At 62.0% G+C, this 12,386-nt stretch carries 15 protein-coding genes; 7 read left to right on the top strand and 8 right to left on the bottom strand.

The annotated features are described in order from the left end of the window. The first annotated feature begins 343 nt into the window (after positions 1-343). The 3 genes from V6093_RS07790 to V6093_RS07780 are packed head-to-tail and all read left to right on the top strand — an operon-like array spanning position 344 to position 3,320. Entirely contained in the window at positions 344-1,504 is a 1,161-nt protein-coding gene (locus V6093_RS07790; RefSeq protein ID WP_265977876.1) for a nitrogen regulation protein NR(II), read from the top strand. Between the two features lie 5 nt (positions 1,505-1,509). Beyond that, the gene (locus V6093_RS07785) at positions 1,510-2,955 is read left to right on the top strand and encodes an ATPase domain-containing protein (protein WP_003250928.1); all 1,446 of its coding nucleotides are present in this window, start codon (positions 1,510-1,512) and stop codon (positions 2,953-2,955) included. Between the two features lie 11 nt (positions 2,956-2,966). Then, positions 2,967-3,320, top strand: coding sequence for a response regulator (locus V6093_RS07780; protein ID WP_003250927.1), 354 nt, complete (start codon positions 2,967-2,969; stop codon positions 3,318-3,320). A 38-nt stretch (positions 3,321-3,358) separates the two neighbouring features. On the opposite strand, the gene csrA is transcribed toward V6093_RS07780, so the two are convergent. The 8 genes from csrA to V6093_RS07740 all read right to left on the bottom strand — a co-directional run bounded on the left by csrA (position 3,359) and on the right by V6093_RS07740 (position 9,121). Next, a complete protein-coding gene (gene csrA, locus V6093_RS07775) occupies positions 3,359-3,556 on the bottom strand; it encodes a carbon storage regulator CsrA (protein WP_003250926.1) in 198 nt (65 codons plus the stop codon). Positions 3,557-3,809: 253 nt separating this feature from the next. Further along, positions 3,810-4,832 (bottom strand): DNA topoisomerase IB, encoded by a 1,023-nt coding sequence (locus V6093_RS07770; protein ID WP_003250925.1) that lies wholly within the window; start codon positions 4,830-4,832, stop codon positions 3,810-3,812. Positions 4,833-4,889: 57 nt separating this feature from the next. Beyond that, entirely contained in the window at positions 4,890-5,981 is a 1,092-nt protein-coding gene (gene modC, locus V6093_RS07765) for a molybdenum ABC transporter ATP-binding protein (protein WP_265977875.1), read from the bottom strand. Position 5,982: 1 nt separating this feature from the next. Continuing rightward, positions 5,983-6,663: a molybdate ABC transporter permease subunit gene (modB, locus tag V6093_RS07760; protein ID WP_003250923.1), complete on the bottom strand. Its 681-nt coding sequence runs from the start codon at positions 6,661-6,663 to the stop codon at positions 5,983-5,985. Next, positions 6,663-7,421 (bottom strand): molybdate ABC transporter substrate-binding protein, encoded by a 759-nt coding sequence (gene modA / locus V6093_RS07755; protein ID WP_265977874.1) that lies wholly within the window; start codon positions 7,419-7,421, stop codon positions 6,663-6,665. The genes modB and modA overlap by 1 nt, the downstream gene beginning before the upstream one ends. Positions 7,422-7,503: 82 nt before the next feature. After that, the gene (locus tag V6093_RS07750) at positions 7,504-8,589 is read right to left on the bottom strand and encodes an NAD(P)H-dependent flavin oxidoreductase (protein WP_406669755.1); all 1,086 of its coding nucleotides are present in this window, start codon (positions 8,587-8,589) and stop codon (positions 7,504-7,506) included. 51 nt (positions 8,590-8,640) lie between these two features. Further along, positions 8,641-8,811 (bottom strand): hypothetical protein, encoded by a 171-nt coding sequence (locus tag V6093_RS07745; protein ID WP_012051910.1) that lies wholly within the window; start codon positions 8,809-8,811, stop codon positions 8,641-8,643. A gap of 7 nt (positions 8,812-8,818) precedes the next feature. Continuing rightward, complete coding sequence (locus tag V6093_RS07740) at positions 8,819-9,121, bottom strand: DUF1883 domain-containing protein (RefSeq protein ID WP_003250918.1); 303 nt, start codon at positions 9,119-9,121, stop codon at positions 8,819-8,821. 159 nt (positions 9,122-9,280) lie between these two features. Here V6093_RS07740 and V6093_RS07735 point away from each other — a divergent pair, with 159 nt between their 5' ends. From V6093_RS07735 to galU, 4 genes are all read left to right on the top strand, one after another. Continuing rightward, a complete protein-coding gene (locus V6093_RS07735) occupies positions 9,281-9,640 on the top strand; it encodes a hypothetical protein (protein ID WP_003250915.1) in 360 nt (119 codons plus the stop codon). A 77-nt stretch (positions 9,641-9,717) separates the two neighbouring features. Beyond that, positions 9,718-10,368 (top strand): cytochrome c, encoded by a 651-nt coding sequence (locus V6093_RS07730; protein WP_144000232.1) that lies wholly within the window; start codon positions 9,718-9,720, stop codon positions 10,366-10,368. Beyond that, positions 10,365-11,279, top strand: coding sequence for a c-type cytochrome (locus V6093_RS07725; RefSeq protein ID WP_003250910.1), 915 nt, complete (start codon positions 10,365-10,367; stop codon positions 11,277-11,279). The genes V6093_RS07730 and V6093_RS07725 overlap by 4 nt, the downstream gene beginning before the upstream one ends. Positions 11,280-11,515: 236 nt before the next feature. Further along, the gene (gene galU / locus V6093_RS07720; RefSeq protein WP_003250908.1) at positions 11,516-12,355 is read left to right on the top strand and encodes a UTP--glucose-1-phosphate uridylyltransferase GalU; all 840 of its coding nucleotides are present in this window, start codon (positions 11,516-11,518) and stop codon (positions 12,353-12,355) included. The last annotated feature ends 31 nt before the right edge of the window (positions 12,356-12,386 follow it).

Raw genomic sequence — 12,386 nt, 5'->3', positions numbered from 1 at the left:
GCGATCGAACGGGCAATTGACACCTTGCTGTCGTTACGCCACTGTTGCCCATGATTGGATCCAAGCGTGTTCCGCAATGACTTGGGGCCGAGTTGGCGAAGGTGTGGTGCGTCCACGGTTATTCTGGCGGCTGTTGTTCGCGCAGGTGCTCGTGTTGGCCTCTGCCGGCGGTGGTATGATCATGCGGCTCAGCCTGTGATTGCTGAAAGAGGCCATGCCGCGGCGCATCAGCCCGGCGCTGGCCGAGCCGGAACGCTGACAGCCTGTAGTCGTTCAGCTGTCTACTGGCAGACACTCCAGGCTACGTTCATTTTCTCCCTCCTGCTGTGCCAGTGGAGTTTGCATGGTTTCAGCCGACTGCCTCGACGCTTCCCTCATGCCCGCCCATCGTTATGAACAGCTGGTTCAGTCGGTGGTGGATTATGCCATCTACATGCTCGACCCTTCCGGCCATGTGGTGTCTTGGAACGCCGGCGCGCAACGGATCAAGGGTTACCGTAGGGATGAAGTGATCGGCAAGCATTTTTCGTTGTTCTTCACCCCACAGGATTGTGCTCAGGGCCGCCCCGAGTGCCTGCTGCGTCAGGCGCTGGAGCAGGGTGTGGCGCAGGACGAAGGCTGGCGGGTGCGCAAGGACGGCTCGCAGTTCTGGGCCCTGGCGGCACTGGATGTGATCCGTGATGAAAATGGCCAGATCATTGGCCTGGCCAAAGTCACACGCGATATCACTGACCGTCGCGAGTCGGCGCTGCAGCTCGACGCAGTGCGTGCCCAGCTGTTCCAGGCGCAGAAGCTTGAAGCCCTCGGCCAGTTGACCGGTGGTCTGGCGCACGACTTCAACAACATGTTGACCATCATCATCAGCTCCGCGCGCCTGGCGCTGGCCACCCAGGACCCGGCACGCACCCAGCGCATGTTGCAGCACATCCTCGATGCCAGCCAGCGTGGCACCGAACTGACCCAGCAACTGCTCAGCTTTGCCCGTCACCGCAAGCTCGATGTGGCCAGCGTTGCCCCGGCAGACTTGGTTAACGCTACGCGTGGCCTGCTTGAGCATGCATTGCCAGGCTCGATTGACTTGAACGTATTGCTGCAACCGGACCTGCCGCGGATCGAGGTGGATGCCGGGCAACTGCAGATGGTATTGCTCAACCTGTTGTTCAATGCCCGTGATGCCATCGACGGGCATGGCCGCATCAGCCTGACTGTCGATGTGGTCGAGCTGCTCGGCGAAGTTGAAGGGCTGAAGGGCAGCTTCGTGCGCTTCGAGGTGGAAGACACCGGCGCAGGCATACCCACAGAGATACTGCCGCGTATCTTCGAGCCGTTTTTCACCACCAAGCCTTTCGGCAAGGGTACCGGCCTGGGGCTTAGCCAGGTCTATGGGTTCGCCCGGCAAAGTGGTGGTGCCATTTGTGTCGACAGCGAGCCTGGCCGGGGAACTTGCATGCGACTGTACTTGCCAATGTATCAGGACCAGACGGATAGCCCACTCGACAGGTAGACATCATGGCACAGGCACTGAAGCGGCTGGTAACGGGGATCGACGGGCTCGACGCGTTGCTCAAGGGTGGCCTGATAGCTGGCGCCTCCTACATTATCCAGGGGCCACCGGGGGCCGGTAAGACCATCCTCGCCAATCAGCTGGCCTGCGGCCACGTGCGTGGCGGTGGTCGGGTGCTGGTGGCCACCTTGCTGAGCGAGTCGCATGAACGCTTGTTCCAGTACCTGTCCACGCTGGACTTCTTCGACCCGGCGCTGGTCGGTGACAAGATCCAGTTCGTCAGCGCCTTTGATACCCTTGAGCAGGACGGGCTGGATGCGGTGGTGCGGTTGCTGCGCCAGGAAATTGCCCGGCAACAGGCCAGCCTGCTGATCGTCGACGGTGTGCTCAATGCCCGGGTACGCGCGGAAACCGCGCTGGACACCAAGAAGTTCGTTTCTGAGCTGCAGGGGCATGCCGCCTTCGCCGGTTGCACCGTACTGTTGCTGACCAGTGCCCGGCTGGACGAGGGCAGCCCGGAACACACCATGGTCGATGGCGTGATCGAACTGGGTGAGCAACTGGTGGGCAGCCGCGCCGTGCGCCACGTCCAGTTGCGCAAGACCCGCGGCAGTGGTGCGTTGTCGGGGCGTCACGAATGCCTTATCGATGAGTCCGGCATGCAGGTCTATCCTCGCCTGGAAGCGTTGTTCAGCCACCCTAGCCAGTTGGGCAGCGGCACCTTGGCGCGTATCAGCAGCGGTGTCCCAACCTTCGATGAAATGCTTGGCGGTGGCTTGGCCACCGGGTCAGTCAGCCTCTTGATGGGGCCTTCGGGGATTGGCAAGACGTCATTGGGCCTGGCCTTTCTGGGTGCCAGCACGCCGCAGGCGCCGGGGTTGCATTTCGGTTTTTACGAAACGCCCGAACGCCTGCGCAGCAAGGCCGCTTCGCTCGGCTACGATTTTGCCGCGATGGAGCAGGGCGGTAGCTTGCAGCTGTGCTGGCAGCCGACCACCGAGGGCTTGCTGGACCAGGTTGGCGCGCGGCTACTGGAGCGTGTGGCGGCGCAGGGCAGCAAGCGCGTGGTGATCGACAGCCTTGGCGCATTCAGCCGCCTGGCTATTGACCCGACGCGGCTGAATGCGTTTTTCCGCGCGCTGGCGGGTGAGTTGCGCGCGCGCGATGTCAGCGTGGTCCTGACCTGGGAGATGCGCGACATTTTCGGCGCGGAAATCAGCGCCCCCGCGCCGGACCTGTCGAGTATCGTCGACAACCTTATGCTGATGCGCTTTGTCGAACTGGACTCGCAACTGCGGCGCATGCTGTCGGTCCTCAAGGTGCGTGACAGCCACCATGACCCGGCCTTGCACGAGCTGCTGATCGGGCCGCAAGGCATTACCTTGCGCAAGGCATTCGAAGGTGCCTGCGGTGTGCTTTCGGGAACGCCGACGCCGCAGGGGAGCGGGTGACGGACGAGCCGATGAACACCATCCTGATTGTCGATGACGAGTACCTGATCGCCGATATCCTCGGTTTTGCCCTGGAGGACGAAGGTTTCGTGGTGGAAAAGGCGAGCAATGGCTGCAAAGCACTGGAGGCGTTGAAGGAAAAACGCGTGCAGCTGGTGATTACCGACTACATGATGCCGCTACTCAACGGTGAGGAGTTGGCACGTGCCATACGCCAGGACCCGGCGTTAAGCGAGTTGCCGGTCATCCTCATGAGCGGCGCACAGGCCAGCCAAGGATGCCCGGCCCTGTTTGCCGCAATATTCGACAAGCCGTTCGACATGGATGAGATGATCGCCACGGTGCATCAGTTGATGGGCACCTGAGGCTGGCGGTCGAGCGCATCCATGCCCCTCGGGTGGCGCTAGTGTGAGTCTTCGTGTTTCTCCGGAGCCGGGTTGCCGGCCTGGATGCGTTTGAAGATCTCTTCTCGATGGACCTGAACATCTTTCGGTGCATCGATACCGATTCTCACCTGCATCCCTTTGACGCCCAGAATGGTGACTTTGATGTCATCGTTGATGACGATGCTTTCGCCAACCTTACGGGTGAGTATCAGCATGTAATTCTCCTTGGTGATGTAAAAGTCCGCAGGGCTAGTTGCCGCTGCGGCGGGAGCTTGTCCCTCTTCCTTCTCATTAAAGACGCTTTCGGCGGATAGTAATTCCCCGACAGACAAATTCTGTTGCGTGTCTTCAGTTGCAGGTGCCAAAGCAAACCGTCAACGGTTTGTCGGCCAAGGTGCTCGCTGGCAAGAATAGGGGGCTTGGCGACTAATGGGAAATTTCTTCGCATCATGGGCTGAATAGACAAGCTCAATGGTCCTCCTGTTCCTCGAGTGCCTGAAGAAACAGCAGCAAGGCCACTTCCTCCGGGTCCAGGCCTTTGCGCACACGGTTTTTCGGTAAATTGGCCAGGCGCCCCAAGGCATAGTGCTCCAGGACTGCCGGGTGGATGTAACAGCGCCGGCACACGGCCGGTGTATTGCCCAGGCGTGTGGCCACCTGGCGGACTATCGCGGCCACCTGGCGTTTGGCTTCACTTTCCGGCTCCCAGGCCAAGGGCTTCAGCAGGTTCAATGCCAGGCTGCTGCCGGCCCAGGTGCGATAATCCTTGGCGGTGAAGTCGGCGCCGGTCAATTGCTGCAGAAACTGATTGACCTCGCTGGAGCCGACACTATGGCGCTGGCCGTCTTCATCCAGGTATTGAAACAGCGCCTGCCCAGGCAGTTCCATGCAGCGTTTTAGCAGGTTGGCCAGGCGTCGGTCGTTGAGGGTGACGTTGTGCTCGACGCCGCGCTTGCCGCGGAACTGGAAGCGGATAGTGCTGCCTTTGACCTGCACATGGCGATTGCGCAGGGTGGTCAACCCGTACGACCGGTTATCGCGCAGGTAGCGCTGGTTGCCAATGCGGATCAGGGTGTGATCCAGCAGGCTCACCACCAGTGCCATGACCTTTTCCCGGTCCAGCCCTGGCCGCGCCAGGTGGGCTTCCAGCTGTGTGCGCAGCTTTGGCAGGGCCTGGGCGAACGCAAGCATGCGCCCATACTTGTGCTGGTCGCGCAGTTCGCGCCACTGTGCGTGGTAGCGGTACTGCTTGCGGCCGCGGGCATCGCGGCCGGTAGCTTGCAGGTGGCCTTGCGGGTCGGCGCAGATCCACACATCCGTGTAGGCCGGGGGAATCACCAGTGCGGCGATGCGCGAGAGGGTGTCGCTGTCACGTACCCGTTGGCCATCGGCATCCAGATAGATGAAACGGTCGCGCCAGCGCCGACGGGTCAGGCCCGGCTGACTGTCGTCAACGTAATGCAGGGTGCGCGGCAGGGGGCAGTCGAGCATGGGCAGCAGGCCTCGATCAGGTCACTGATCAATGGACAATACGCGCGCTAAGGATGCTCAACCCAAAAGGGCCACCGACTTGATCTGGGCGAACAGTGTCTGCCCTGTGTGCAAGCCGAGCTGGTCTGCCGAGAAGCGGGTGATGCGTGCAAGCAGGGCATTGCCGCCAGCATCCAGGCTGACCAGCACATGCGCCGGGTTAGCCGCCGGACGGCTTTCGCGCACACGCACCGGCAGGCGGTTGAGGATGCTCGATGCGCTGTCCGCCGCCAGGGCCAGGCTGACATCCCGGGCCTGAACCTTGACGCGTAGGGTGCTGCCCATCACCTGCGCCGCGTGGGTGATGCGCAGCAGCGGCCCGTTGCTGCCGGGCAGGCGCAGGTCAAGCAGGCCGTAGTGCGGGTCGTGCCCTACCACCTTACCCTCGAACACGACGCCGGCGTCGTCGCCCTGGGCCAGCGACAGGTCAAGGCGAGCCAGGGTTTCGCCGATCGGGCCGCTGGCAATCGCCTGGCCTTGTTCCAGCAACACCAGGTGGTCGGCCAGCCGCGCGACTTCATCCTGGGCGTGGCTGACATATATCAGGGGGATGTCCAGTTCGTCGTGCAGGCGCTCCAGGAAGGGCAGTATCTCGCGCTTGCGCGGGCCGTCGAGGGCTGCCAGCGGCTCGTCCATCAACAACAGCCTTGGGCTGCTGAGCAGGGCGCGGGCAATACCTACCCGCTGCGCCTCGCCACCCGACAGGGTTGCCGGGCGGCGCTCCAGCAAGTGGCCGATACCCAGCAGTTGGCACGCCTGGTCGAGGCTGACCTTGCGTTCAGCGGGCGCTACTCGGCGCCAGCCGAACGTCAGGTTGCCGCGCACCGACAGGTGCGGGAACAGGCTGGCTTCCTGGAACACGTAGCCCACCGGGCGCAGGTGCGGTGCCTGGAAGTAGCCACGGGTGCTGTCTTCCCAGACTTCGCCGTTGACCTCGATATAGGCGCTGGCGGCCCGTTCCAGCCCGGCCAGGCAGCGCAGGCAGCTGGTCTTGCCGGAGCCAGAGTGGCCGAACAGTGCGCTGATGCCGCGCCCGGGCAGGTGCAGGTTGACGTCCAGGGTGAAGTCGTCGCGCGCCAGTTTCAGGCGCGCCACAATCGATGCGGTCATTTCAGCTCCAGCCAGCTTTGCCGCGGCGTCCAGCGTACAGCAGGAGCAGCACCAGGAAAGAGAACACCAGCATGGCACCGGCCAGCCAGTGGGCTTGCGAATACTCCATGGCTTCGACGTGATCGAAAATTTGCACCGAAACCACGCGAGTCTTGTCGGGAATGTTGCCACCGATCATCAGCACGACGCCAAACTCGCCCACCGTGTGGGCAAAGCCGAGGATGCTGGCAGTGACGAAGCCAGGGCGGGCCAGCGGCAGCACCACATGAACGAAGGTGTCCCAGGGGCTGGCGCGCAGGGTAGCGGCGACTTCCAGGGGCCGCTGGCCGATCGCGCCAAAGGCATTCTGCAGGGGTTGCACCACGAACGGCATGGAGTACACCGTCGAGCCAATCACCAGGCCTGTGAAGCTGAACACCACACTGCCCAGGCCTAGCGCCTGGGTGGCCTGCCCGAGCCAGCCGTGCGGGCCAAGGGCGATCAACAGGTAAAAGCCGATCACCGTCGGTGGCAGTACCAGGGGCAGTGCCACCACCGCACCCACCGGCCCGCGCAGCCATGAGCGTGTGCGCGCGAGCCACCAGGCGACCGGTGTGCCGATGACCAGCAGGATCAGGGTGGTCAGGCTGGCCAGTTTCACGGTCAGCCAGATGGCGCCCAGGTCACTGGCATCGAGTGGCATCAGCGTTCATAACCATAGGATTTGATCACCGCTGCGGCTTTCGGGCCTTTGAGGTATTCGACCAGTGCCTTGGCGGCCGCATTGTCCTTGCCTTTGTTGAGGATGACGGCGTCCTGGCGGATCGGGTCGTGCAGGTCGGACGGCACGATCCATGCCGAGCCATGGGTCACCTTGCCGTCCATGTAGATCTGCGACAGGGCGACAAAGCCCAGCTCGGCGTTGCCGGTGGAGACGAACTGGAAGGCCTGGGTGATGCTCTGGCCTTCGACGATCTTGCCTTTGGTGGCTTCGGTTAGCTTCAGCCTGTCCAGTACCTGGGTGGCGGCCAGGCCGTAAGGTGCCGCTTTCGGGTTGGCGATGGACAGGTGTTTGTATTCGTTCTTTTTCAGCACTTCACCCTTGGCATCTACGTAGCCTTCCTTCGCAGACCACAGGGCCAGGGTGCCGATGGCGTAGGTAAAGCGCGAGCCGGGTACGGTTTCCTTTTCTGCTTCAAGCTTCTTGGGGGTGGTGTCGTCAGCGGCTAGGAACACTTCGAACGGTGCACCGTTCTTGATCTGCGCGTAGAACTGCCCGGTGGCGCCATAGGCCGCGACCAGTTTGTGGCCGGTGTCTTTTTCGAAGTCCTTGGCGATGGCCTGGATAGGGGCTGTGAAGTTGGCTGCGACCGCGACCTGGACTTCGTCGGCCCAGGCAGTGTTGAAGGCGAACAGGCTGGCCAGGGCAGTGACGGCCAACTGGGGCGAGCGGATACGCATGAAGACAGCTCCTTGAGGTTATCGTTATAGCCTTGACTATATAGCGATAAGCCATTGGCCGGGAAGAGGCCAGGCCTGCCTGTCAGAATGCCTGGTGACCGATCACTGCCAGTGCCTTACCGGCAATCTCCCGGGTCAACTCACCCGCCGGCATGTGCCGGCCCAGCCGCAATGCCTGCCCCGACCACAGATTGCTGAAATCACTCTTACCCTGCGGATCGGTGATCGCCCGTAAAGGCATCAATGCCCCGCCCGCCAGCGGGAAGCGCGGTGCTAGCTCGCTCATCGGCCCCAGCTCGCGCATGAGGCGATTGTTGATGCCGCGCGCCGGTCGGCCGGTGAACAGGTTGGTCAGCGCGGTGTCGCTGGCAGGTGCGCTGTCCAGCGCCCGGCGATGCGCTGGCGACACCTTGGCCTCGGGGCAGAACAGGTAAGCCGTGCCGATCTGCACTGCCGAGGCACCCAGGGCCAGTGCCGCCAATAGCCCGCGGTGGTCGCCGATACCACCGGCGGCAATCACCGGCACGCCGACGGCATCGGCCACCTGCGGTACGAGCGCGAAGGTGCCTATCTGGCTGGTGATGTCATCGCTGAGGAACATGCCGCGATGGCCACCGGCTTCATAGCCCATGGCGATGATCGCATCGCAGCCATTGCGCTCCAGCCAGGCCGCTTCTTCCACGGTCGTGGCGCTGGACAGTACCTTGGCACCGCTGGCCTTTACCCGCTGCAGCAGTTCGGCCTGCGGCAGGCCGAAGTGGAAGCTCACCACCTCCGGGCGCAACGCTTCGACCAGCAGGCAGCTCTGCTCGTCGAAAGGCGCACGGTTGGACACCGGCGTGGGCGCCGCGAAGTCGGCGCCCACTTCGCTGTAATAAGGCTCAAGTGCCTGCTTCCAGCGCGCATCGCGCTCGGCATCGGGCGCTGGCGGCTGGTGGCAGAAGAAGTTCAGGTTCAGCGGGCGCCCCGGGCAGCCGGCGCGGAATGCAGCGATCTCGGCGCGCACCTGTTCGCCGCTGAGCATGGCGCAGGGCAGGGCGCCCAAGCCACCTGCCAGGCCCACGGCAATGGCCATGCCCGAGCCTGTCGCCCCCGCCATGGGTGCCTGCAGAATGGGCAGCTCGATGCCCAACAGGTCGAGGATACGGCGGTCGGGCCAATGGCTCATGCGATTCTCCTTGCGTGGGGCGAGCGATGCGGCGGGGGCTTGCGGCAAGTCTTAGAGGGCCTTGCTGACCTGGATGTCGCTGATTTTCTCGGCGTCTTCGCCGTGGATCTTGCGCAGGGCCTCAAGGGCTTGCTCTTGCGAGGCATCGGGCATCAGCGCGAAATCCCAGCGACGTTGGCCGTCGAGCTTGTATTTGATGACGTACTTGATGGTCTGGGTCATGGTGGCCTTATCTGAGTTTCGACGACGAGCGACGGATGATCTTGATCTTGTGGGTCAGCGTTGGCTTGCGGGTGACCGAGATCGGGCGAGTGGTGACGGTATCGATGGTGATGTTCCAGAAGCCGGTGCTGGGTACGGTGATCTTCGCCGGAAACTTCTCGAAATGGCCGCCGTGGTAAGTATGACGGCCGCCGTTCTTGAAGCTGCGGAAGTTGGCGTCGTTCATCAGGCGGATATTGCAGCGCTGGGAGCACTCGATGACGACGATATCGTCCTCGTTGAGGTGCTCGCGCTGGTGTACGAATTTCATGTGATGCTCCGCAAGGTTTGGATCTGCAAAAGCAAAAGATACCACGATGTGCCGTTACACTGCCGCGTTGATCGCCAGGCGTAGATAATTCTGCCAAAGCAGGGAGCAAAACCGCCTGGATGTGGTCGAAGCGAATTCCTGAAGGCAGAGGTGCAGCAAATGAAGTGGATGGTGGCGGCGTTGTCGGTTGCGCTCGGTGGCTGCGTGAGCGTCGCGGAGCTGGAGCAATCGCGTGAAACGATGGATGTGATCTCTGGCAAGAGCCCACGCGCCTATGCCGATTGCGTAAAGGAAAAGCTTGCCGATACGCGTGACCCGCTGACCGAAGAGCAGCGTGGCGACGGCCTGCGGCTGATCGTACCGCAGAAAATCACCTCAGGTGCCGGCCCGGCGGCGCTGGTGGATATCGACAAGCGCGGCAGCGGCAGCAGCATCAAACTGCACGAGCGGCTGAATAACTTCCCGCTGCGCCTTGGGGATGTGCGCACTGCGGCAACGCAGTGCATCTCTGGAAGTTGATCTGAAGCAACGGGTCCTCCTTTCTCTGCTTATATGTTTTAAGCCTAAACATATAACAAAAGAAAAGGAGATTCGTGATGACACCGTTGAGACGCGTGATGATCGGCAGCTTGCTGATCCTGATCTGGCCCGCGGCACATGCCGCTGAGGGACAGAAGGTCTTCACCCAGGGTGGGGCCAACCCCGCCGCCATGGCCTGCCTGGGTTGCCATGGCCCGGACGGCAATGGCATTGCGGCTGCCGGCTTTCCACGTTTGGCCGGGCTACCGGCCGGTTATCTTGCCAAGCAGTTGCAGGACTGGCGCAACGGCAGCCGCAAGCAGCCAGTGATGGAACCTTTGGCCAAGGCCCTGAGCGACGACGAAATCAAGGCCGTCAGTACCTACCTGGCCAGCCTGCCAGCAGCGCCCGCTGGCGACCTGCACCGCCAGCAGATTGCCGATGACCCGACCACCCGCATGGCCCTGTACGGCGACTGGAGCCGGCAGATTCCAGGTTGCGTGCAATGCCACGGGCCGGGTGGCGGCGGGGTGGGCGAACACTTCCCGCCCTTGGCCGGCCAGCCCGCCAGTTACCTGGTGGCACAGCTCAATGCCTGGCGCGACGGCAGCCGCAGCAATGACCCCAACCAGCTGATGGTCGGCGTGGCCAAGGCCATGACCGATGAGGAGATCAAGGCCGTTGCCGAGTTCTTCGCCCGCCCCGCCAGTCAGGAGGTCACGCCATGAAAACCTTGATTCCCGTCTTGTTGCTGCTGGCCGTGGGCAGCGCCCAGGCCACGCCGATCGCCATGGAAGACCAGTCGCAGTTGAAGGTGCCCGGTGTGCAGGCTGCACCGCAGTTCGTGCCGCCTGCTGAGCGTGAGTTGCCCGATAATGCCTTTGGCAAAATGGTGCGTGAAGGCCACGCTTTGTTCGTCGACACCCGCCGACTGATGCCCGAGGCGGTGGGCAACGGCATGAACTGCAGTAACTGCCACCTCGATCAGGGGCGGTTGGCGCATTCGGCGCCGTTGTGGGGTGCCTACCCGATGTACCCGGCCTATCGCAAGAAGAATGACAAGGTCAACACCTTCGCCGAGCGTATCCAAGGGTGTTTTCAGTTCAGCATGAACGGCAAGCCGCCGGCCGCTGACAGCCCGCAGATGACGGCCCTGGCGGTGTATTCATACTGGCTGTCGACCAAGGCGCCGACCGGCGTGGAGATTGCCGGACGTGGTTATCCGGAGGTGGCACAACCCAAGGGTGGTTATGACTTCAAGCGCGGCCAGCAGGTTTACCGTGAACAATGCGCGATTTGCCATGGCGATAACGGTGAAGGGCAAAAGGTCGCCGGCGAGTACGTAATGCCGCCGCTTTGGGGCAAGGACTCCTACAACTGGGGGGCTGGCATGCACCGCATCAATACCGCTGCGTCGTTCATCAAATACAACATGCCGTTGGGCAAGCCGGGCAGCCTCAGCGATCAGCAGGCCTGGGATGTGGCGGCGTGGATCAACCGCCACGAGCGGCCACAGGACCCGCGGTTGGTAGAGGGATCCATCGAGAAAACGCGGGTGAAATTTCATGCCAATGATGGGGTGAACCTGTATGGTCAGGAGGTTGATGGGGTGCTGATCGGACAAGGGACGGGTAGCTGAGGTCAGCCAGTGGCCGTCTCTTCGCGGGTGAGCCCGTTGAAAAGGCCGCCACTGGCACGCTGATTTTCCTGTCATCCAACGGTCATGTATGACAGCAATATTTACGATCCCCCGGAACTATCTACACTGGGATATCTCTATGATGGCAACGGTCGTTAACGGGGGCATTGTAAGGTGACTGCCGCCTGATTAGACTGCGCCGAATTCCACAGGCCTAGCCTTTTGTAAGGACGTATATGATCAAAAAATGCTTGTTCCCGGCAGCCGGCTACGGCACGCGCTTCCTGCCTGCTACCAAAGCCATGCCCAAGGAAATGCTGCCGGTGGTCAACAAGCCACTGATCCAGTATGGCGTTGAAGAAGCATTGGATGCGGGTCTGAACGAGATCTCCATCGTTACCGGGCGCGGCAAGCGCGCCCTGGAAGACCACTTCGACATCAGCTACGAGCTGGAAAACCAGATCAAGGGCACCGACAAGGAAAAATACCTGGTCGGTATTCGTCGTCTGCTCGACGAGTGCTCCTTCTCGTACACGCGCCAGACCGAAATGAAAGGCCTCGGCCACGCCATTCTCACTGGCCGCCCACTGATCGGCGACGAGCCGTTCGCGGTGGTGCTGGCGGACGACCTGTGCGTCAACCCGGAAGGTGACGGCGTGCTGACTCAGATGGTCAAGCTGTACAAACAGTACCGCTGCTCGATCGTCGCCATCCAGGAAGTCGACCCGCAGGAAACCAACAAGTATGGTGTGATCAAAGGTGAGATGATCCGCGACGACATCTTCCGTGTAACCGACATGGTCGAAAAACCGGCCCCGGAAGACGCGCCTTCGAACCTGGCGATCATCGGCCGTTACATCCTGACCCCGGATATCTTCGACATCATCGCCAACACCAAGCCAGGCAAAGGCGGTGAAATCCAGATCACTGATGCCCTGTTGCAGCAGGCGAAGGATGGCTGCGTGATTGCCTATAAGTTCAAGGGCAAGCGTTTCGACTGCGGTGGCGCCGAAGGCTACATCGACGCGACCAACTTCTGCTTCGAGAACTACTACAAGACTGGCAAGGCTTACTGATAAGCCCTGCTGGCCTCAAAGCCATCCTTCG

The organism is Pseudomonas putida group bacterium ESBL64, assembly GCF_045277175.1.
Classification (GTDB): domain Bacteria; phylum Pseudomonadota; class Gammaproteobacteria; order Pseudomonadales; family Pseudomonadaceae; genus Aquipseudomonas; species Aquipseudomonas alloputida.
The sequence above is the reverse complement of the archived record's forward strand: the minus strand, read 5'-3'. Positions and strand labels throughout refer to the sequence as shown.

Bases quoted from the DNA above. Each gene is read 5' to 3' on its own strand.
- V6093_RS07735 (WP_003250915.1), top strand. From the start codon at position 9,281: ATGAAGTGGATGGTGGCGGCGTTGTCGGTTGCGCTCGGTGGCTGCGTG.
- V6093_RS07725 (WP_003250910.1), top strand. From the start codon at position 10,365: ATGAAAACCTTGATTCCCGTCTTGTTGCTGCTGGCCGTGGGCAGCGCC.
- V6093_RS07750 (WP_406669755.1), bottom strand. From the start codon at position 8,589: ATGAGCCATTGGCCCGACCGCCGTATCCTCGACCTGTTGGGCATCGAG.
- galU (WP_003250908.1), top strand. From the start codon at position 11,516: ATGATCAAAAAATGCTTGTTCCCGGCAGCCGGCTACGGCACGCGCTTC.
- modA (WP_265977874.1), bottom strand. From the start codon at position 7,421: ATGCGTATCCGCTCGCCCCAGTTGGCCGTCACTGCCCTGGCCAGCCTG.
- modB (WP_003250923.1), bottom strand. From the start codon at position 6,663: ATGCCACTCGATGCCAGTGACCTGGGCGCCATCTGGCTGACCGTGAAA.
- modC (WP_265977875.1), bottom strand. From the start codon at position 5,981: ATGACCGCATCGATTGTGGCGCGCCTGAAACTGGCGCGCGACGACTTC.
- V6093_RS07745 (WP_012051910.1), bottom strand. From the start codon at position 8,811: ATGACCCAGACCATCAAGTACGTCATCAAATACAAGCTCGACGGCCAA.
- V6093_RS07730 (WP_144000232.1), top strand. From the start codon at position 9,718: ATGACACCGTTGAGACGCGTGATGATCGGCAGCTTGCTGATCCTGATC.
- csrA (WP_003250926.1), bottom strand. From the start codon at position 3,556: ATGCTGATACTCACCCGTAAGGTTGGCGAAAGCATCGTCATCAACGAT.
- V6093_RS07790 (WP_265977876.1), top strand. From the start codon at position 344: ATGGTTTCAGCCGACTGCCTCGACGCTTCCCTCATGCCCGCCCATCGT.
- V6093_RS07740 (WP_003250918.1), bottom strand. From the start codon at position 9,121: ATGAAATTCGTACACCAGCGCGAGCACCTCAACGAGGACGATATCGTC.
- V6093_RS07780 (WP_003250927.1), top strand. From the start codon at position 2,967: ATGAACACCATCCTGATTGTCGATGACGAGTACCTGATCGCCGATATC.
- V6093_RS07770 (WP_003250925.1), bottom strand. From the start codon at position 4,832: ATGCTCGACTGCCCCCTGCCGCGCACCCTGCATTACGTTGACGACAGT.
- V6093_RS07785 (WP_003250928.1), top strand. From the start codon at position 1,510: ATGGCACAGGCACTGAAGCGGCTGGTAACGGGGATCGACGGGCTCGAC.